The following is an 18,421-nucleotide window of genomic DNA, read 5'->3' on the forward strand; positions in this document are numbered from 1 at the left end:
CATTCATTTAAGGGAGTTGTAAGAGTTAATAGGAGTTATTCTACTATCTGCAAACGATTTGTTTGTACAATTTAAGAGATGCAGAAAAAGAAATGCCACACTTCGCAAAGCCGGAAGTGTGGCATTTCGGGCAGTGAAGCGCAGCTATTCAACCTGCCTTCAACTCCCCCAATTACTTATTGCCCCTCTCTTTCCAAAGTTTCGTCATATCTTCCAACGTCTTTCCTTTGGTTTCGGGAACGAGTTTCCAAACGAAAAGAGCCGCAATCACACAGATAACACCGTAGAGGGCGTATGCGAACATGTGACCGAACTTATCCCCCATTTCGCCCAGACGCATATTATACATCGGCACGAAAGTGGACGACACAATGAAATTGAAAATCCACTGGAAGGCCACTGCAATGGCCACAGCCGCACCACGGATGGTGTTCGGAAAGATTTCAGCAATCAGCACCCAGCATATCGGTCCCCAGCTGAACATGAACGAAGCACTATATACCATGATGCTGACAACCGCCATGATAGGTGGAAGCCCGGGCACCAGGTTGCAAAGGGCCACTCCGAACGCTCCTATCGCCATGCCGACGGAACCGGATATAAGCAGAGGCTTACGTCCCCATTTCTCCACCGTAAATACCGCCAACAGCGTAAAGAGGATGTTGATGACACCCATAATGACAGTCTGCACCATCGGATTGCCCATACCCATCGTATGGAAGATGCGCGGAGCGAAATAGAGCACCGCATTGATGCCCACCGCCTGCTGGAACACACTCAGCATGATGCCGATGAAGATGACCATCCAGCCGTAAGTGAAGAGCTTCTCCTTCTTCTCCTCGGAGGTCGCCTTGATTTCGGACAAGATAACCCTGGCCTTGGCAAATCCGTTGATACGGCTCAACACTTCCAACGCTTTCTCGTCCTTACCACACATGGCAAGGTAGCGCGGTGTCTCGGGAACGCACAACACCAGCAGGGCGAACAATCCCGCAGGAACCGCCTCGCTGACGAACATCAAACGCCAACCGGTCTCAATGGTCCATGAAGCGGCGTCGGGATTCATAATCTGATTGACCCCATTCACCAAATCGATAACAGGGTTGACATGGCTACCCAAAATAAGGAAGTTGACAAAATAAACCACCAATTGGCCGAAGATAATGGCAAACTGGTTCCACGATACCAGTGTTCCGCGAATGTTGCTTGGTGCTATTTCCGCAATATACATCGGACAGATGGCCGATGCCAGCCCGACACCAATACCGCCCAATATGCGATAAAGATTGAACACAACCAACAACGAATAGGAAGGTACCCCATGCTCAAAAAACAAGAACTCGGGATTGTATGAGCCAAGAGCCGACAAGAAGAACAACAACCCGGCCACAAAAAGAGACTTTTTACGACCGAGGTTGGAGGCGAAGAAACCGGAAAGCGCACTACCCAATATGCACCCAATCAAGGCACTGGACGAGGTGATTCCGTGCATTGTATCCGTATAGTCAAAACCGGCTCCCATAAAAAACGCCTGGAGTCCCTTCTCGGCACCGGAAATGACCGCAGTGTCATAACCGAACAACAAACCGCCAATGACGGCAATCAGTACAATGGAGAAAAGATAGGCTTTGCTGCCTTTTTCTGTATAATTCATGATATGAATGGAAATTTGAAAATGAGAAATGGGAAGTTGAGAAATGGAAAGGGCGTGTGTCTGAAAAATCAGCTCCGCCACGCCCTCATTCCACAACAATTAACAATACATGTTTACGATTGCCTCATACAGCTCCTGCTTGCCACTGGTCTGTTTGGGCTCACCGTTGGCCTTGGCGTATGCAACCACCTCTTCCAACGTCAGCTTGCCTTCTTCAAATTCCTTGCCTTTACCGGAATCGAAAGAGGCATAGCGGTCGGCAAGCATCTTCTTGTATGGAGACTCTTCGAGCAGTCTGGCAGCACTTTCAAGGGCACGTGCCATGGCATCCATACCGGCGATGTGGGCAATGAAGATATCCTCCAGATCGGTGGAATTACGACGGGTCTTGGCATCGAAATTCGTGCCGCCGTTGCCGAAACCGCCGTTACGGATGATTTGCATCATGGCTTGTGTCAGCTCGTAGTTGTCGATAGGAAACTGGTCGGTATCCCAGCCGTTCTGGTAGTCACCACGATTGGCATCGATAGAACCCAGCATGCCGTTGTCAACGGCTACAGCCAGTTCGTGTTCAAACGTATGGCCTGCCAAAGTGGCGTGGTTCACCTCGATGTTCACCTTGAAATCCTTCTCCAATCCATGCGCTTTCAGGAAGCCGATGACGGTTTCGGTATCCACGTCATATTGGTGTTTGGTAGGCTCCATCGGCTTCGGTTCAATCAGGAAGGTACCCGTAAAACCTTTGGCGCGGGCATAGTCGCGTGCCATCGTCAGCATCTGCGCCAGGTGTTCCTTCTCACGCTTCTGGTCGGTGTTCAGCAAAGACATATAGCCTTCACGCCCGCCCCAGAACACATAGTTCTGACCTCCCAATTCGATGGTCGCGTCAATGGCGTTCTTAATTTGTACGGCGGCACGGGCTACGACATCAAAGTCGGGATTGGTAGCGGCACCGTTCATATAGCGTGCATGGCTGAATACATTGGCAGTGCCCCACAACAATTTGATACCGGTCTCCGCCTGTTTCTGCTTGGCGTAGGCAACGATTTCCTTCAGGTTGGCTTCATATTCTTCGATTGCATCCGCCTCGGTGCAAAGGTCCACGTCGTGGAAACAGTAGTATTCAATGCCCATCTTCTGCATGAACTCAAAGCCGGCATCCATCTTGTTCTTGGCCGCCTGAACCTTGTCGGCATCACCGTTCCACGGGAAGTTCTTAGTGCCTCCACCGAATTGGTCGCCACCTTCCGCACAGAGTGTATGCCACCATGCCATAGCGAATTTCAACCAATCTTTCATCTTCTTACCCATAATCACCTTCTCCGCATCGTAATAACGGAATGCCATCGGGTTCTTGCTTTCTTTTCCTTCAAATGCAATTTTTCCTATTCCGGGAAAATACTCTTTTGTTGCCATAATTTTTTTTAATGTATTAATGTGAGAGATGCGTCAACTGGCTAATGTGCCAATATGCAAATTAGACGGACACATTTCTCACAGGGGTTAATTAATTATCTTATTATTACATTCAATTATCATATCTCATGCCGCAGGCAATTAGCACATTAGATATTGGCGCATTGGCACATCAACCTCTCCTTCCAACGTGCATACGCGTCGATATACGCCTGACGGTCTGATGCTTTCGGCTCTATCACCTCCAGTTTCTCGAGCGTGGCGAAAGCTTCGTTGTTGTCTTTGTATATACCCGCGCCGATTCCGGCACCCTTGGCGGCTCCGACAGAGCCATCGGTATCGTATAACTCGATGACAGCTCCCGTCACACCTGCCAGTGTCTCGCGGAACAGCGGACTAAGGAACATATTAGCCCTGCCCGCATGGATTTTCTGCACGGGAATGCCCATCTGCTCCATAATATCGATGCCATATTTGAAGGAAAAGACAATGCCTTCCTGTGCGGCACGAATGATATGCTGCTTGCCGTGCTGGTTGAAGTTAACGCCGTGGATGGAACAGCCTATCTCACGGTTCTCCAACATACGCTCGGCACCGTTGCCGAAAGGCAGGATGCTGATACCCGCACTGCCAATGGGGGCCTGTGCGGCCAGCAGGTTCATATCGTTGTACGAAATGCCTTCGGGAGCCACCGTACGTTTCACCCACGAATTAAGGATGCCTGTGCCGTTGATGCACAGCAGAACGCCCAAACGGGTCTGTTCCGCCGTATAATTGACGTGCGCAAAGGTGTTGACGCGCGACTTCAAGTCGTAGTTTTCCTCTCCATTCACGCCATACACCACACCCGATGTACCCGCCGTGGAAGCTATCTCACCGGGATTGAACACATTCAAGGAAAGGGCATTGTTGGGCTGATCGCCAGCACGGTAGGTAATGGGAGTCCCTTCTTTCAGTCCCAATTCCCGGGCAGCGGCGGCATTGACGCACCCCTGTTCGGAGAAGGTGGGCTTGATATCGGCTATCAGCGTAGAGTCAAACCCGTAGTGTTGCATCAGGAAGTCGGCAACACATTTGTTCTTGAAGTCCCAGAACATGCCTTCCGACAAACCGGAAACAGTGGTGCAGATAGTTCCGCTGAGCTTCATCGCAATGTAGTCGCCCGGCAGCATAATCTTGTCTATCTTCTCGTAAACATCCGGTTCATTTTCCTTTATCCAAGCCAGCTTGGAAGCCGTGAAGTTACCCGGTGAGTTCAACAAATGGGAAAGGCACCTTTCCTCTCCCAGCGTTTCAAACGCTTTTTGACCGTAAGGAACGGCACGCGAGTCACACCAAATAATGGCAGGACGCAATACTTGCTGCCGCTTGTCCACACACACCAACCCGTGCATCTGGTAAGAGATGCCGATAGCCTTGATATCTTCCGGGGTTACCCTCGACTCACCCAGCACAGCCTGCGTGGCAAGTTTCAGGTTCTCCCACCACATTTCGGGCTTCTGTTCCGCCCATCCGGCTTTCACAGCAATGATTTCCGCCTCCGTTTTGGGGAAGAATGCGGAAGACACGCACTTGCCGCTTTCCGCGTTTACCAGACTCGCTTTTACAGACGAGCTACCAATGTCATAGCCTAATAGATACATGTTTATGATTTATGATTTTAGATTTATAGTTTTAGATTTTAGATTTCAGATTTCAGCACGATTCCTCTTACACGGAATTCATAAATCATAAATCTGAAATCATAAATCTTCTCACCGTCTTATCTTATTGTATATTTTCTTGTCGAAGCGGTAGTAGCGTGCTGCCCGGTGGGCCACACCCTGCTGCTTCTCCTCCATCGGAACCACATATTCCATCAAGGCGATTTTCTTATGGAAATTGCGGACATCGTATTGTTTATCATACACCAGCTCATAAAGGGTACGAAGTTGGGAGGCAGTGAACTTGCGTGGCAACAGATCGAACAAAGCAGAAGGATTGAACTCTACATATTGACGCACATAGGCAATGGCCTCCTTGATAATCAGGTTGTGGTCGAAAGCCAAATCCTTTATATCCGGCATAGCCACCCATTCTGCCTGATAGTCTTCCAAGCCACGGTTCAACGCACGGTCTATTTTTACCAGAGAAAGATAGGCGATAGTTACGATACGCTCCACTTTGGACTGCATGGCACGTTCCAACCAATGTACATCTTTGGGGTTCTTCGTGCGGTCTTTCGAGCCGAATGCCTTGAATTGCATCAGCCTGACGTTCTTCAACCCCGTCAATTCATTCAACACACGCTTGGCCGCTTCATCCAGGTCCTCGTCCATGTAAATCAGACTTCCCGGAAGTTTCATGTCGTGGAAGACCTCTCCCTCCTCCTCGCCGACACGTTTGATAAGCAACACCCTCAATTGCTCTCCGTCAAATCCGATTACAACGCAATCCACGGAGATATGATTGTTCGCCAACGGCATTTTCGATTTTATGTTTTGCATGGTACACTTGTATTGAATCGCTGCAAATATAAAGAGTATTTTTCAAACTACCATACACAAAATAAGATTTTTACTATTTTATAAAACATTATTTTTCAAACAAATACATATCTTACTTTTTACAATATCATTTAATATGTTATCGTATCTAATACAATATGTATTTTCAAAAAAGAAGAAAGAGGCTGACAACAGCTTCCATCATTCGCAAAAACCACTTCATTCACAAGTATTTCTGTATTTGGGCAGAGCGTACAGAGGCAAGGCACATATTGTATCACAAGACTTTCGACAGAACACCTCATAAAAAATCGTTTTCTCTGCGTAGTGCCCTCTACCACTCCGCCCGTTGGCCTCCACCCTCTCCAGAGCACTCGAGAACTTCCGTTATGTTTTCTTTCAGGCACGGATTTCACCGTTTTCTCTTTGTCCTATTCGTGAAATTCGTGCGATCCACCGCCTGAATGTCAAATATTTTCCCATCCTCTTTTCGCAGTCGGCTTGTTCCGATGAAAAAGGCGTCCTTTTCCCTCCTCTCCGCAGTTCTTCCTATCTACATCCTATCCTACCCCTACCAGGGCCTATTCGGCTTCGGACGTTCTTCGGACAAACTCCACTCCCTAGGACCGAAGAATGTCCGAAGAACGTCCGAAGAAACACCGAAGAAACTACGAAGCAGAAAAGAGCCGGATAAGACGCGGACGGAAAGCGCCGAAGGTGACGGAATTTCCGGAAGAGGAATTTCGAGTGTAAACATTTATGATTTTCGATCTCTTTTAGAGGAACCGAAGAAATGAAATAAAAGCTCCTTTAACCATGAAGAACCATGAAGAGATTGCACAAAAAACGCACTTTTGTGCGGTGATTATCAGAAAAATCCCTACCTTTGCAGCACTTTTTTATTATAAATTTCAAAAACAAGCAAGAAATGAAAGCATTTGTATTTCCGGGTCAAGGCGCCCAATTCGTGGGTATGGGAAAAGACCTGTACGAAAACTCGGCTTTAGCCAAAGAACTTTTTGAAAAAGCGAATGATATCCTTGGATATCGCATCACCGATATTATGTTCAACGGCACGGACGAAGACCTCCGCCAGACGAAGGTCACCCAACCTGCCGTATTCCTTCATTCCGTCATTTCCGCTCTCTGCATGGGCGATGAGTTCAAGCCCGAAATGACTGCCGGACACTCGCTGGGAGAGTTCTCCGCATTGGTTGCCGCCGGTGCATTGAGCTTTGAAGACGGCCTGAAGCTGGTATATGCCCGTGCCATGGCCATGCAGAAAGCTTGCGAAGCGCAGCCTTCCACCATGGCAGCCATCATCGCCCTGCCGGACGAAAAGGTAGAAGAAATCTGCGCACAGGTGAGCATCGAAGGCGAAGTCTGCGTAGCAGCCAACTACAACTGCCCGGGACAAATCGTCATCTCCGGTTCCATCGAAGGCATCAATAAGGCTTGCGAGCAGATGAAAGCCGCAGGCGCGAAGCGTGCATTGCCCTTGAAGGTAGGCGGCGCTTTCCACTCTCCGCTGATGGATCCTGCCAAAGTAGAACTGGAAGCCGCCATCAACGCTACGGAATTCCACACTCCGAAGTGCCCAGTATATCAAAACGTGGACGCACTGCCCCACACCGACCCGGCGGAAATCAAACAAAATCTGGTGGCACAGCTGACCGCTTCGGTATGTTGGACACAAACCGTAAAGAACATGGTGGCCGACGGCGCTACCGACTTCACGGAATGCGGTCCGGGTGCAGTGTTGCAAGGATTGATTAAGAAAATAGACAGCAGTGTCGTTGCTCACGGCATAGCATAAGCATACAAGGGCGTTAAAATGCGCCTCTTGTTTTCTTTTAGGCACAGATCACACAAAATACATGGGTCTTTTTTGATGAATCCGTGTAGTCTATGAAATCTGTGCCTAAATTATATCATTATGCTAATCCCTTTTCATTTTGATACATTCCTCTTTTTATACAAAAAACCACGTTTACCCCTACTTTTCTCATCCATAATTCTTATCCTTGTCCACGTAAAGACAATGACATTGTAGTAGATGGCACGGAATGTACGCGCTCTTCCGCCATAACCACCTTCTTAGCTGATGAAGACTGGCTCGACGAAGCGGTCGGCAAGGCAAAAGAATATATTGTCGCAGCGATACGTCAAGGGAAACAGATACACATCGGACATGGCAACGGATCTTTGTGGCATTTCCCTTAGCCATAACTTTTTTATATAGAAATAATCTGCTATTTTTGCAGAGATTATATATGTAGAAAAGAATAAGAACACATGGAAAAGGCAAAAGTATATTACGCAGACTTGCGTACTTCCCCCACATCCAATCTACTGGATAAAATGGAGCGCCTGCTGAAACGGGCAGGTATCGGGCAACTTCCCTTAAAGGACAGCTTTGCCGCCATCAAGATTCATTTTGGCGAACCGGGAAACCTTGCCTACCTGCGTCCTAACTATGCGGCACGTATGGCAAACCTGCTCCGCAGCTTAGGAGCCAAACCGTTTCTGACCGATTGTAACACCCTTTATTCCGGTCGGCGCTCCAATGCAGTGGACCATTTGCAGAGTGCCATGGAAAATGGGTTCAACCCCATATCGGCGCAATGCCAGGTGATTATCGGCGACGGGCTGAAAGGAACTGATTACAAAGAGATTCCCTTGAACGGTGAGTATTGTTCCGCTCCCAAAATCGGTACGGCCATTGCCGATGCCGATGTCATCATCAGCATGAACCACTTCAAAGGGCACGAACAGGCAGGATTCGGCGGTGCGTTGAAGAACCTCGGCATGGGTTGTGCCAGTGTAGGCGGAAAACTGGAACTACATGCGGCCTCACAGCCCAAGATTGCCACTGAAAATTGTATCGGATGCAATATCTGCGTGAAACATTGTGCCCACGATGCCATACACCTGAACGCCGGACGCAAAGCGGAAATAGACTATGCGAAATGTGTAGGATGCGGGCAGTGCGTGGCTTTGTGCCAGCATGATGCCGCCGTAGTGAGCGATTGGGATACATCCGAACGGCTGAATTATAAAATTGCGGAATATACAGCCGCCGTACTGAAAGACAAACCGCACTTCCACATCAGTTTTATCATGAACGTATCACCCGAATGCGACTGCTGGAACCACAATGATGCCGCCATCATTCCCGACCTCGGCATGCTGGCCTCAGCAGACCCTGTGGCCTTGGACAAGGCTTGCGCAGACATGGTGATTCAGGCTCCCGTATTACACGGTAACAATGTGCTTGCCCAAAAGCACGAACATGAGGATCTTTGCGGTTGTGACAAGTTCCACCTGATACATCCCGATACGGATTGGCTTGCCGGATTGCGACATGCCGAAAAAATAGGAGTGGGAACGATGGAGTATGAATTGATAAAGGTATGAAAGTTATAACGGACAATTGGTTCGCCCAAAAATATCCGATAGGCTTTGCCCTAAGCGGCGGATTCATCAAAGGCTTCGCCCACTTGGGTGTCCTACAATCCTTGCTGGAGCACGATATCCAACCGGACATCCTTTCCGGAGTCAGTGCCGGTGCCTTGGCGGGCGTGTTCTATGCAGACGGCAACGAACCGTACAAAGTACTCGATTTCTTTGCCGGACACAAGTTTCAGGATTTAACCAAATTAGTAATCCCCAAAGTCGGCTTGTTTGAACTGAGCGAATTTATCGAGTTCCTGAAAAGCAATCTGAAAGCCAAAAGACTGGAAGAGTTGCAAATTCCCCTAATCGTCACGGCCACGGATCTGGACCACGGACTTTCTGTGCACTTTCATAAAGGGGAGATTGCCGAACGGGTGGCGGCCTCCTGCTGTATGCCGGTGATGTTCGCTCCGGTCAACATCAACGGAACCAATTACGTGGACGGTGGATTGTTTATGAACCTGCCGGTCACCACCCTGCGCTGCATCTGCGAGAAGGTGGTAGCCGTAAACGTCAGCCCCCTGATGGCTACCCAATATAAAAAGAACATTTTCAGCATCGCGTTGCGTTCCTACAATTTCATGTTCCGCTCCAACTCCGTTCCGGAACGTGAAAAGGCGGATTTGCTGATAGAGCCATACAACCTGGAAGGCTACAGCAATACGGAACTGGAAAAGGCGGAAGAGATATTCATGCAAGGATACCAGACGGCCAATGACATTTTGGAACGGTTGATTATCAGCAGAGGGAACGTCTGGAAAGAATAATAATTATTTGATAACATTGAAAAACAGAATAGTATGAACAACGAAAACAAACTGATTGTCTATCAAGTGTTCACCCGTTTATTCGGAAACAACAACAATCACTGTATCAACAACGGCAGCATCACGGAAAACGGATGCGGCAAAATGGCCGACTTCACCGCCAAAGCTTTGGCAGAAATCAAGAAACTCGGTACCACCCACATCTGGTACACCGGCATCATCGAGCATGCCACACAAACCGACTACCGCCGCCACAATATCCGTCCCGACCATCCTGCCATGGTGAAGGGAAAGGCCGGTTCGCCATACGCCATCAAAGATTACTATGACGTGGACCCCGACCTTGCCAAAGACGTACCCGAACGTATCAAGGAATTCGAGCATCTGGTGCAACGCACCCATCGCAGCGGATTGAAAGTCATCATCGATTTTGTGCCCAACCATGTGGCACGCCAATACCATTCGGACGCACAGCCGGACGGAACAATCCAACTGGGTGCCAACGATGACACTGCTTGCTCCTTCAGCCCGTACAATAACTTCTATTATATTCCGCAAGCAGAACTGCACGGTCAGTTCGACATGAAAGGCGCAGCGACCGAACCCTATAAGGAGTTTCCGGCAAAAGCGACCGGAAACAACCGCTTTGACGCCCATCCCAATATCATGGACTGGTATGAAACTATCAAGCTGAATTACGGAGTGGACTACCAGAACGGCGGAAGTTGCCACTTTGACCCTATTCCCGATACTTGGAACAAGATGCTGGACATCCTGATGTTCTGGGCCGGAAAAGATATCGACGGTTTCCGCTGCGACATGGCGGAAATGGTTCCTGTGGAATTTTGGGAATGGGCCATCCCGCAAGTCAAAGCCGCCTACCCTTCCATCATTTTCATCGCCGAAGTCTATAATCCGGGAGAATACAAGAACTACCTGTTCCGTGGCAAATTCGATTACCTGTATGACAAAGTAGGACTTTACGACACCCTGCGCGCCGTGACTTGCGGATATGAGTCGGCAACGGCCATCACCCGCTGTTGGCAAAACCTGGGAGGCATCGAAAAACGGATGTTGAACTTCCTTGAAAACCACGACGAACAGCGCATCGCTTCTGATTTCTTTGCCGGCAATCCGCGCAAGGCGATTCCCGCACTGATTGTATCGGCATGTATGAACACCAACCCGATGATGATTTATTTCGGACAAGAATTCGGCGAGCTGGGTATGGACAGCGAAGGGTTCAGCGGACGCGACGGACGCACCACCATCTTCGACTATTGGAGCGTGGACACCATCCGCCGTTGGCGCAACGGTGGCAAGTTCGACGGAAAGATGCTGACAGATGCCCAAAAACACTTATACAGCATCTACCAACGCATTCTAACTCTCTGCAACGAAGAAAAGGCCATTTCGCAAGGTGCCTTCTTCGACCTGATGTATGCCAACACCAACGGCTGGCGTTTCAACGAGCATAAACAATATACATTCTTGCGTAAGCATGAGAATGAACTGTTATTGTTCGTCGTAAACTTCGACCATTTAGCAGTGAACCTGGCCATCAACATTCCTTCCCACGCTTTCGACTGCCTCCATATACCACAAATAGAGCAGTATCTGGCAACTGATTTGCTCAGTGGAAAGAAAGAAACAATCAGTTTCCTTCCTTATAAGGCAACCGATGTAGCCATCGAAGGATATAGCGGCAAAATACTGAAGATAAAGTTGTAAGTATCGGAAAGGGCTCTCGGAAGTCAGAAGGAGTAAAAGAAGGGGGAGGTTGTCCGAAGACCTTGTTGTTGCTTACATGCTGTTATGATTTTAGGCACGGATTTCACGGATAGGACAAAGAAAAAGCTGTGAAATCCGTGAATTCCGTGCCTAAAAGAAAGCATAACGGAAGTTCTCAGACAGCCTGGGAGGCCAAAACACATCAGGCCCCCTCCTTCCTTTCCTAATCTCCCTATCCTTCCAAAAGTTCCTTCAGTCTATACAACCGTGTGATGGCAGGATGATAGAATTCATCGGGATAATGAATCTTGATGTCACTGAGGTTTGCCTGCACAAAACGCTTCACATCGGCAATGTTCTCCGCATCGGACAATCTGGCTTCTTGGGGGAAAGAGGTACTCTTCGCCCACTCTATCAGCGCCTGAACGCTCTCTTCATCGTATTTATATTCGCTCATATCTTATATAGTTTTATCTTATCTACTGCCATTTCAAGCGCACAAAAATAGCCAATTCTTTTTGCCTTACCAAAGAAATGTCATGGCGGATGTACGACTTCTCAGGCTTATCCGAAACTTTTTCAAACACAATTTTGTTAACGTCAAGAAAAAACGTACATTTGTAAATAGGGGCATGATAAGATGCCGTCTATGAATTAAACGCTTATATAAAAACATGTGCCATCACAAATCGAATTTAGAATTGATGAGGAAAGCCATTGAGCTTTCCCAAGAAAACGTCGCCAACGGTGGCGGTCCGTTTGGTGCGGTGATTGCCCGAGAAGGCCAAATCATAGCAACCGGCGTGAACCGCGTCACCGCTGACCATGACCCCACGGCACATGCCGAAGTTAATGCCATCCGCAATGCCTGTAGCCGTTTGAAGACCTTCAACCTGAGCGGATGCGAAATATATACCTCCTGCGAGCCGTGCCCCATGTGCCTGGCAGCCATCTATTGGGCACACATCGACAAAGTGTATTACGGCAACGACAAGAACGATGCCAAAGAGATTGGTTTCGATGACTCGTTCATCTACGACGAGTTGGCATTGCCACATGAGAAAAGGAAACTCCTGGCCGAAAGACTGCTCGGCGAGGAAGCCATACGGACTTTCAGGATGTGGAGCGAAAAAGAGGACAAAATAGAGTATTAACAAATAATCCGCTTATCGGCATGAACAAAATATATACATTCCGCGTTATATTAATGTGTTTTTCATGGTATTAGATATAAGGTTAATTAAAAAAGGTACAGGAAGCATCGGTTTGTGACAAATCGGTGCTTTTTTTGTGCTTCTTTGTAGCATGTTAGAAATATTATCCGTATTTTTGGCAAACTAATGGAAAGTGATATGAATATTCCTATTATATTTCAATTTCTAAAAGAACTATCTGCCAATAACAACCGCGAATGGTTCCACGCACACCGGGCACAATATGAAGCCGCCCGCAAGGAGTTTGAAGACCTGCTTACAGTCATCATCGCCCGCATCTCGATGTTCGACGAAAGCATCCACGGCATCGAAGCCAAGGAGTGTACCTACCGCATCTATCGCGATACACGATTCTCGGAAGACAAAACCCCTTACAAAATACATCTGGGAGGCTACATCAACGCCAAAGGGAAGAAATCGAACCATTGCGGCTACTACGTCCATCTGGAACCGGGCAACTGCATGTTGGCGGGAGGAAGCCTCTGCCCGCCTTCGCCCCTGCTGAGAGCATTGCGGCAAGCCGTATATGACAACATAGACGAGTATCGCAGCATTGTGGAAGACCCCGCTTTCAGACAATACTTCCCCGTTGTGGGAGAAAACTTTCTGAAAACAGCACCCAAAGGGTTCCCCAAGGACTATCCTTATCTGAAATACCTGCAATGCAAGGAATATATAGTCACTTGCTATCAACCGGACAGTTTCTTTCTGGCACCGGACTTTCTGGAACGGACGGACGAGATATTCAAGCAGATGAAACGCTTCGCGGATTTCGTGAACTACACGATAGACGATTTTGAATAATCACTCATGAACCCATAAAAATATCGAAAGAAAAATCATTAAATACCTAAAACAGACCCTTATGGAAACATTGAATTTAATTAAGAATGATCCATGGCTGGAGCCTTTTTCCGACGCCATCAACGGACGTCATCAGCATGCTGCACAAAAAGAAGCAGAGTTGACCAACAAGGGAAAGCAAACCCTTTCTGATTTTGCGTCGGGATACCTCTATTTTGGTTTACACCGTACCAATGACGGATGGGTGTTCCGCGAATGGGCACCCAATGCAACCCAGATTTTCTTGATTGGAACCTTCAACAACTGGAAAGAAGAAAAGAAATATAGCCTGAAACGCAAAGCGAACGGCAATTGGGAAATAAAGCTTCCCGCCGATGCCATCAAGCATGAAGACTTGTACAAGTTGATGATACACTGGGACGGCGGCTGCGGCGAACGCATTCCGGCGTGGGCTACCCGTGTTGTGCAGGACAAACAAACCCGGATCTTCAGTGCGCAAGTATGGACACCGGAAAAGCCATACAAAATGAAGAAAAAGACTTTCAAACCGAATACTGATCCCCTGTTGATTTATGAATGCCATATCGGGATGGCCCAGCAGGAAGAGAGAGTAGGCAGCTACCGGGAGTTTCAGGAGACGGTACTTCCCCGCATCGCCCAAGAAGGCTACAACTGCATACAGATTATGGCCATTCAGGAGCATCCGTATTACGGCAGTTTCGGATACCATGTATCAAGTTTCTTCGCAGCTTCCTCCCGTTTCGGCACTCCCGATGAACTGAAAGAACTGATTGACACAGCCCATAAGATGGGAATTGCCGTCATCATGGACATTGTTCACTCACACGCCGTAAAAAATGAAGTGGAAGGTTTGGGCAACTTTGCCGGCGACCCTTGCCAGTATTTCTATCCCGGCGAACGCCGCGAGCATCCGGCATGGGATTCACTCTGCTTCGACTATGGCAAAAACGAGGTTATCCACTTCCTGCTGTCCAACTGCAAGTTCTGGATGGAAGAGTTTCATTTTGACGGTTTCCGCTTTGACGGCGTGACCTCCATGCTTTATTACAGCCATGGCCTGGGCGAAGCGTTCTGCAACTACAATGACTACTTCAACGGACATCAGGACGACAATGCCATCTGCTACCTGACTCTTGCCAACAAACTTATCCATCAAGTCAACCCCAAAGCCATCACCATTGCCGAAGAAGTATCGGGCATGCCCGGACTGGCGGCTAAATACGAAGACGGCGGATATGGCTTCGACTATCGCATGGCGATGAATATCCCCGACTATTGGATTAAAACCATCAAGGAAAAAATCGATGAGGATTGGAAACCGTCAAGCCTGTTCTGGGAAGTGACCAACCGCCGGAAGGACGAAAAGACAATCTCATACGCCGAAAGCCACGACCAGGCCCTGGTAGGCGACAAGACCATTATCTTCCGCCTGATTGACGCCGACATGTACTGGCACATGCAGAAAGGGGATGAAAATTACACCGTACACCGCGGTATAGCCCTCCACAAAATGATACGTCTGCTGACTTCCAGCACCATCAACGGTGGTTACCTGAACTTCATGGGTAATGAATTCGGCCATCCGGAATGGATAGACTTTCCACGCGAAGGAAATGGCTGGTCTTGCAAATACGCCCGTCGTCAATGGAACCTGGTGGACAACAAAAACCTGGCATACCATTATTTGGGCGACTTCGACACAGCAATGCTGGAAGTGATGAAAAGCGTAAAGAAATTCCAGGCTACTCCGGTTCAAGAGATATGGCACAACGATGGTGACCAGATTTTGGCCTACATGCGTAAGGACTTGATATTTGTATTCAACTTCAATCCCAAACAATCTTTCGCAGGTTATGGATTCCTGGTACCTGCCGGTGCATACGAAGTCATCTTGAATACGGACAATCCTGCTTACGGAGGCAACGGATTGACCGATGACACCATCAAACATTTCACCATGCCCGATCCGTTGTACAAAAAAGAAAAGAAAGAATGGCTGAAACTCTACATTCCGGCACGCACAGCCGTTGTGTTACGAAAAGCCAAATAAATAATTGAGAACGATCAAAATAGGAGTAAAGAGGGTGTGTCTAAAAGAAAGCAAGCGACTTGTTTTTGATACCCCCTCTTTCTTGTAGCAACAAGATTTTACTGCATATTTACATGACAGGCAGTAGAATTGAAACTAAATAGAATCAGATTATGAGCATCAAATTCAGACTTACCGCCATGCTGTTCCTGCAATTCTTTGTCTGGGGAGCGTGGCTGATTTCATTAGGAGGCTATATGGGCGGCACATTGCATTTTGAGGGCGGCCAGATAGGCGCCATCTTCGCAACCATGGGCATCGCGTCGCTGATAATGCCCGGACTGACCGGCATCATTGCCGACAAATGGATAAACGCCGAACGCCTGTACGGCATATTGCACCTGATTGGCGCAGGTGCCCTGCTATACGCCTCAACCGCCACGACCTACCACCAGATGTATTGGGCGATGTTGCTCAACATGCTTGCCTATATGCCAACCCTCTCCCTTGCCAACACCGTTTCCTACAACGCACTGGAGAAGCACGGCATGGATTTGGTGAAAGACTTCCCGCCTATCCGCGTATGGGGTACGGTAGGTTTCATCTGCGCCATGTGGGCAGTGGACCTGACAGGCTTCAAATCAAACGCCGCACAACTCTACGTAGCAGCCTTTTCAGCTGCGATATTGGGCATATACGCTTTCAGCCTGCCCGCCTGCCCGCCCGCACGCAGCGAAGGGAAAACGATGCTGTCGGCTTTCGGACTGGACGCATTGGTATTGCTCAAGCGCAAACAAATGGCCATCTTTTTCCTATTCTCCATGCTGTTGGGAGCAGCCCTGCAAATCACAAATACATACGGCGACCTTTTCCTGAGTTCGTTTGCCACGATACCGGAATATGCAGATTCGTTCGGAGTGAGGCACTCCGTCATTCTGCTCTCCATCTCGCAGATGAGTGAAACGCTGTTCATCCTCGCCATTCCGTTCTTCCTGAAACATTTCGGCATCAAGCGTGTGATGTTAATCAGTATGTTCGCATGGGTGTTCCGCTTCGGCCTCTTTGCCATCGGCAATCCGGGTAGCGGACTCTGGATGCTCATCCTTTCAATGATTGTTTACGGCATGGCGTTCGACTTCTTCAATGTGTCCGGCTCGCTGTACACCGAAATGGAAGCGAACTCCCACATCCGCGCCAGCGCACAAGGCCTGTTCTTCATGATGACCAACGGACTGGGCGCCATCATTGGCGGGTATGCAAGCGGTGCCGTGGTAGATGCTTTCTCTGTATATGCCGAAGGGGGAGGATTGATAAGCCGCGAATGGGTACCGATATGGTTCCTCTTTGCCGGATATGCGCTGGTGATAGGCATATTGTTCGGAATTGTGTTCCGCTACAAGCACCAACCGGAGAAGAAGTTAAAGAATTAAAGAGTTCGTATTAGGAGATAAAGCCGATTGCTCAGGCATTTTCAAAAGGAGTATCGGCTTTCTCCCCCTAACGAAACGGAGTGACTCTCCTTTAACTCCTAAATGCAAACTTATGAACAAGAAAAAGATAGAGCTTCAAGTTCTGAACATCTCCAATAGTCAGGCACAAGCGGGCACTTACGCCTTGGTATTAGGAGAAACAGGAGGCGAACGACAACTCCCGATCATCATAGGTGCAACCGAAGCGCAGGCGATTATCATCGAAATAAGAGGTATCGTCCCGCCCCGTCCGCTGATCCACAACCTGTTTGCATCCGTTCTCGAAATACTGGGCGTGAAACTGATGCGCGTCCTTATTTATAAAGCAGACAACGGGATATTCTACTCCTATCTATATATGAAAGTGGAAGAAACCATCTTGCGCATCGATGCCCGCACCAGTGATGCCATCACATTGGCTTTGCGTATGCACGCCCCCATCTTTGCCTATGAAGACATTCTCAATGCCGAATGCCTGAAAAACGAGGCGAACTTCACCGATCCGATGGGGAGCCGCGACCCGAACAAGGACGAGCTGTGGCAGGAAGATACAATAGAGATACTGAAAACGGCGTTACAAAAAGCAATAGATGAAGAAAACTACGAACGCGCCGCACAACTAAGAGATCAAATCAACCAAATAAAGAACAATCTGTAATATGCACGTATTCTACACCCCCGACATACAAACCCTTGCCGAACTGCCCGAAGAGGAAGCGGCACACGCCGTACGCGTACTGCGGTTGCAAAGCGGCGACGAAGTGACACTGACGGACGGAAAAGGAAACTTTTACCGTGCCGAGATAAGCACCGCCACCCCCAAACGCTGCCTGGTCAACATACTGGAGACACTGCCGCAAGCACCTTTGTGGAAAGGACATCTGCACATTGCCATGGCCCCCACCAAGAACATGGACCGGACAGAATGGTTTGCCGAAAAAGCTACCGAAATAGGCTTTGACGAACTGACCTTCCTGAACTGCCGTTTTTCGGAACGAAAAGTCATCAAGACGGAACGCATCGCCAAAATACTAGTGTCCGCCATCAAGCAGTCGCTCAAAGCACGTCTGCCCAGACTGAATGAAATGACGGACTTCAACAAGTTTATCGCACAACCTTTTCAGGGACAAAAGTTCATAGCCCACTGCTACGAGGGCGAGAAGCCACAGCTGAAGGACATCGTACAGCCCGGAGAGGATGCCCTGATACTCATCGGACCCGAAGGAGACTTTAGCGAAGAAGAGGTCAAAAAGGCCACCGAACAAGGGTTTGTGCCCATCAGCTTAGGTCCATCGCGCCTGCGGACAGAAACAGCGGCACTGGTAGCGTGCCACATTCTTAATTTACAAAATCAATGATATTCATTAAAAAACA

Annotated in this window: 16 protein-coding genes; 11 read left to right on the forward strand and 5 right to left on the reverse strand. The window is 48.5% G+C overall.

All coding sequences use genetic code 11. The features are described from left to right. Positions 1–172 precede the first annotated feature (172 nt). The 4 genes from xylE to K2G43_RS05425 all read right to left on the reverse strand — a co-directional run bounded on the left by xylE (position 173) and on the right by K2G43_RS05425 (position 5,556). Positions 173–1,654, reverse strand: coding sequence for a D-xylose transporter XylE (gene xylE, locus K2G43_RS05410; RefSeq protein ID WP_297644818.1), 1,482 nt, complete (start codon positions 1,652–1,654; stop codon positions 173–175). A gap of 99 nt (positions 1,655–1,753) precedes the next feature. Then, positions 1,754–3,070 carry a xylose isomerase gene (gene xylA / locus K2G43_RS05415; RefSeq protein ID WP_300153380.1) on the reverse strand — a complete coding sequence of 439 codons (1,317 nt, stop codon included), beginning with the start codon at positions 3,068–3,070 and terminating at the stop codon, positions 1,754–1,756. Positions 3,071–3,219: 149 nt separating this feature from the next. Further along, entirely contained in the window at positions 3,220–4,713 is a 1,494-nt protein-coding gene (locus tag K2G43_RS05420) for an FGGY-family carbohydrate kinase (protein WP_300153382.1), read from the reverse strand. Between the two features lie 111 nt (positions 4,714–4,824). Then, positions 4,825–5,556 (reverse strand): NUDIX domain-containing protein, encoded by a 732-nt coding sequence (locus tag K2G43_RS05425; protein WP_300153384.1) that lies wholly within the window; start codon positions 5,554–5,556, stop codon positions 4,825–4,827. A gap of 928 nt (positions 5,557–6,484) precedes the next feature. Here K2G43_RS05425 and fabD point away from each other — a divergent pair. The 5 genes from fabD (at position 6,485) to K2G43_RS05450 (ending at position 11,510) form a co-directional block, all read left to right on the forward strand. After that, positions 6,485–7,372, forward strand: coding sequence for an ACP S-malonyltransferase (gene fabD / locus K2G43_RS05430; RefSeq protein ID WP_300153386.1), 888 nt, complete (start codon positions 6,485–6,487; stop codon positions 7,370–7,372). A 269-nt stretch (positions 7,373–7,641) separates the two neighbouring features. Then, complete coding sequence (locus K2G43_RS05435; RefSeq protein ID WP_300153426.1) at positions 7,642–7,779, forward strand: bifunctional hydroxymethylpyrimidine kinase/phosphomethylpyrimidine kinase; 138 nt, start codon at positions 7,642–7,644, stop codon at positions 7,777–7,779. A 72-nt stretch (positions 7,780–7,851) separates the two neighbouring features. Then, positions 7,852–8,973, forward strand: a complete 1,122-nt coding sequence (locus K2G43_RS05440; RefSeq protein ID WP_300153388.1) for a DUF362 domain-containing protein — start codon at positions 7,852–7,854, stop codon at positions 8,971–8,973. Further along, positions 8,970–9,779, forward strand: a complete 810-nt coding sequence (locus K2G43_RS05445; protein ID WP_300153390.1) for a patatin-like phospholipase family protein — start codon at positions 8,970–8,972, stop codon at positions 9,777–9,779. The genes K2G43_RS05440 and K2G43_RS05445 overlap by 4 nt, the downstream gene beginning before the upstream one ends. 33 nt (positions 9,780–9,812) lie before the next feature. Beyond that, positions 9,813–11,510 (forward strand): alpha-amylase family protein, encoded by a 1,698-nt coding sequence (locus tag K2G43_RS05450; protein ID WP_300153392.1) that lies wholly within the window; start codon positions 9,813–9,815, stop codon positions 11,508–11,510. Positions 11,511–11,742: 232 nt separating this feature from the next. On the opposite strand, the gene K2G43_RS05455 is transcribed toward K2G43_RS05450, so the two are convergent. Further along, the gene (locus K2G43_RS05455; RefSeq protein ID WP_297643438.1) at positions 11,743–11,967 is read right to left on the reverse strand and encodes a hypothetical protein; all 225 of its coding nucleotides are present in this window, start codon (positions 11,965–11,967) and stop codon (positions 11,743–11,745) included. Between the two features lie 247 nt (positions 11,968–12,214). Here K2G43_RS05455 and K2G43_RS05460 point away from each other — a divergent pair, with 247 nt between their 5' ends. The 6 genes from K2G43_RS05460 to K2G43_RS05485 all read left to right on the forward strand — a co-directional run bounded on the left by K2G43_RS05460 (position 12,215) and on the right by K2G43_RS05485 (position 18,405). Next, a complete protein-coding gene (locus K2G43_RS05460; RefSeq protein WP_297643437.1) occupies positions 12,215–12,664 on the forward strand; it encodes a nucleoside deaminase in 450 nt (149 codons plus the stop codon). Positions 12,665–12,862: 198 nt separating this feature from the next. Next, positions 12,863–13,528: a DUF2461 domain-containing protein gene (locus tag K2G43_RS05465; RefSeq protein ID WP_300153395.1), complete on the forward strand. Its 666-nt coding sequence runs from the start codon at positions 12,863–12,865 to the stop codon at positions 13,526–13,528. Positions 13,529–13,589: 61 nt separating this feature from the next. Beyond that, positions 13,590–15,599 (forward strand): alpha amylase C-terminal domain-containing protein, encoded by a 2,010-nt coding sequence (locus K2G43_RS05470; RefSeq protein ID WP_300153397.1) that lies wholly within the window; start codon positions 13,590–13,592, stop codon positions 15,597–15,599. Between the two features lie 152 nt (positions 15,600–15,751). Beyond that, positions 15,752–17,008, forward strand: a complete 1,257-nt coding sequence (locus K2G43_RS05475; RefSeq protein ID WP_297643432.1) for a nucleoside permease — start codon at positions 15,752–15,754, stop codon at positions 17,006–17,008. A 112-nt stretch (positions 17,009–17,120) separates the two neighbouring features. After that, entirely contained in the window at positions 17,121–17,705 is a 585-nt protein-coding gene (locus tag K2G43_RS05480) for a bifunctional nuclease domain-containing protein (RefSeq protein WP_297643430.1), read from the forward strand. A 1-nt stretch (position 17,706) separates the two neighbouring features. Then, positions 17,707–18,405 carry a 16S rRNA (uracil(1498)-N(3))-methyltransferase gene (locus K2G43_RS05485; protein WP_297643428.1) on the forward strand — a complete coding sequence of 233 codons (699 nt, stop codon included), beginning with the start codon at positions 17,707–17,709 and terminating at the stop codon, positions 18,403–18,405. Positions 18,406–18,421: the final 16 nt, after the last annotated feature.

This window comes from Bacteroides sp. (assembly GCF_029057325.1).
Classification (GTDB): domain Bacteria; phylum Bacteroidota; class Bacteroidia; order Bacteroidales; family Bacteroidaceae; genus Bacteroides.

Excerpts from the sequence above, each read along its gene's own strand:
- K2G43_RS05440 (WP_300153388.1), top strand. The coding sequence starts at position 7,852 with ATGGAAAAGGCAAAAGTATATTACGCAGACTTGCGTACTTCCCCCACA.
- K2G43_RS05470 (WP_300153397.1), top strand. The coding sequence starts at position 13,590 with ATGGAAACATTGAATTTAATTAAGAATGATCCATGGCTGGAGCCTTTT.
- K2G43_RS05455 (WP_297643438.1), bottom strand. The coding sequence starts at position 11,967 with ATGAGCGAATATAAATACGATGAAGAGAGCGTTCAGGCGCTGATAGAG.
- K2G43_RS05425 (WP_300153384.1), bottom strand. The coding sequence starts at position 5,556 with ATGCAAAACATAAAATCGAAAATGCCGTTGGCGAACAATCATATCTCC.
- xylE (WP_297644818.1), bottom strand. The coding sequence starts at position 1,654 with ATGAATTATACAGAAAAAGGCAGCAAAGCCTATCTTTTCTCCATTGTA.
- xylA (WP_300153380.1), bottom strand. The coding sequence starts at position 3,070 with ATGGCAACAAAAGAGTATTTTCCCGGAATAGGAAAAATTGCATTTGAA.
- K2G43_RS05485 (WP_297643428.1), top strand. The coding sequence starts at position 17,707 with ATGCACGTATTCTACACCCCCGACATACAAACCCTTGCCGAACTGCCC.
- K2G43_RS05480 (WP_297643430.1), top strand. The coding sequence starts at position 17,121 with ATGAACAAGAAAAAGATAGAGCTTCAAGTTCTGAACATCTCCAATAGT.
- K2G43_RS05445 (WP_300153390.1), top strand. The coding sequence starts at position 8,970 with ATGAAAGTTATAACGGACAATTGGTTCGCCCAAAAATATCCGATAGGC.
- K2G43_RS05465 (WP_300153395.1), top strand. The coding sequence starts at position 12,863 with ATGAATATTCCTATTATATTTCAATTTCTAAAAGAACTATCTGCCAAT.
- K2G43_RS05460 (WP_297643437.1), top strand. The coding sequence starts at position 12,215 with ATGAGGAAAGCCATTGAGCTTTCCCAAGAAAACGTCGCCAACGGTGGC.
- K2G43_RS05475 (WP_297643432.1), top strand. The coding sequence starts at position 15,752 with ATGAGCATCAAATTCAGACTTACCGCCATGCTGTTCCTGCAATTCTTT.
- K2G43_RS05420 (WP_300153382.1), bottom strand. The coding sequence starts at position 4,713 with ATGTATCTATTAGGCTATGACATTGGTAGCTCGTCTGTAAAAGCGAGT.
- fabD (WP_300153386.1), top strand. The coding sequence starts at position 6,485 with ATGAAAGCATTTGTATTTCCGGGTCAAGGCGCCCAATTCGTGGGTATG.
- K2G43_RS05450 (WP_300153392.1), top strand. The coding sequence starts at position 9,813 with ATGAACAACGAAAACAAACTGATTGTCTATCAAGTGTTCACCCGTTTA.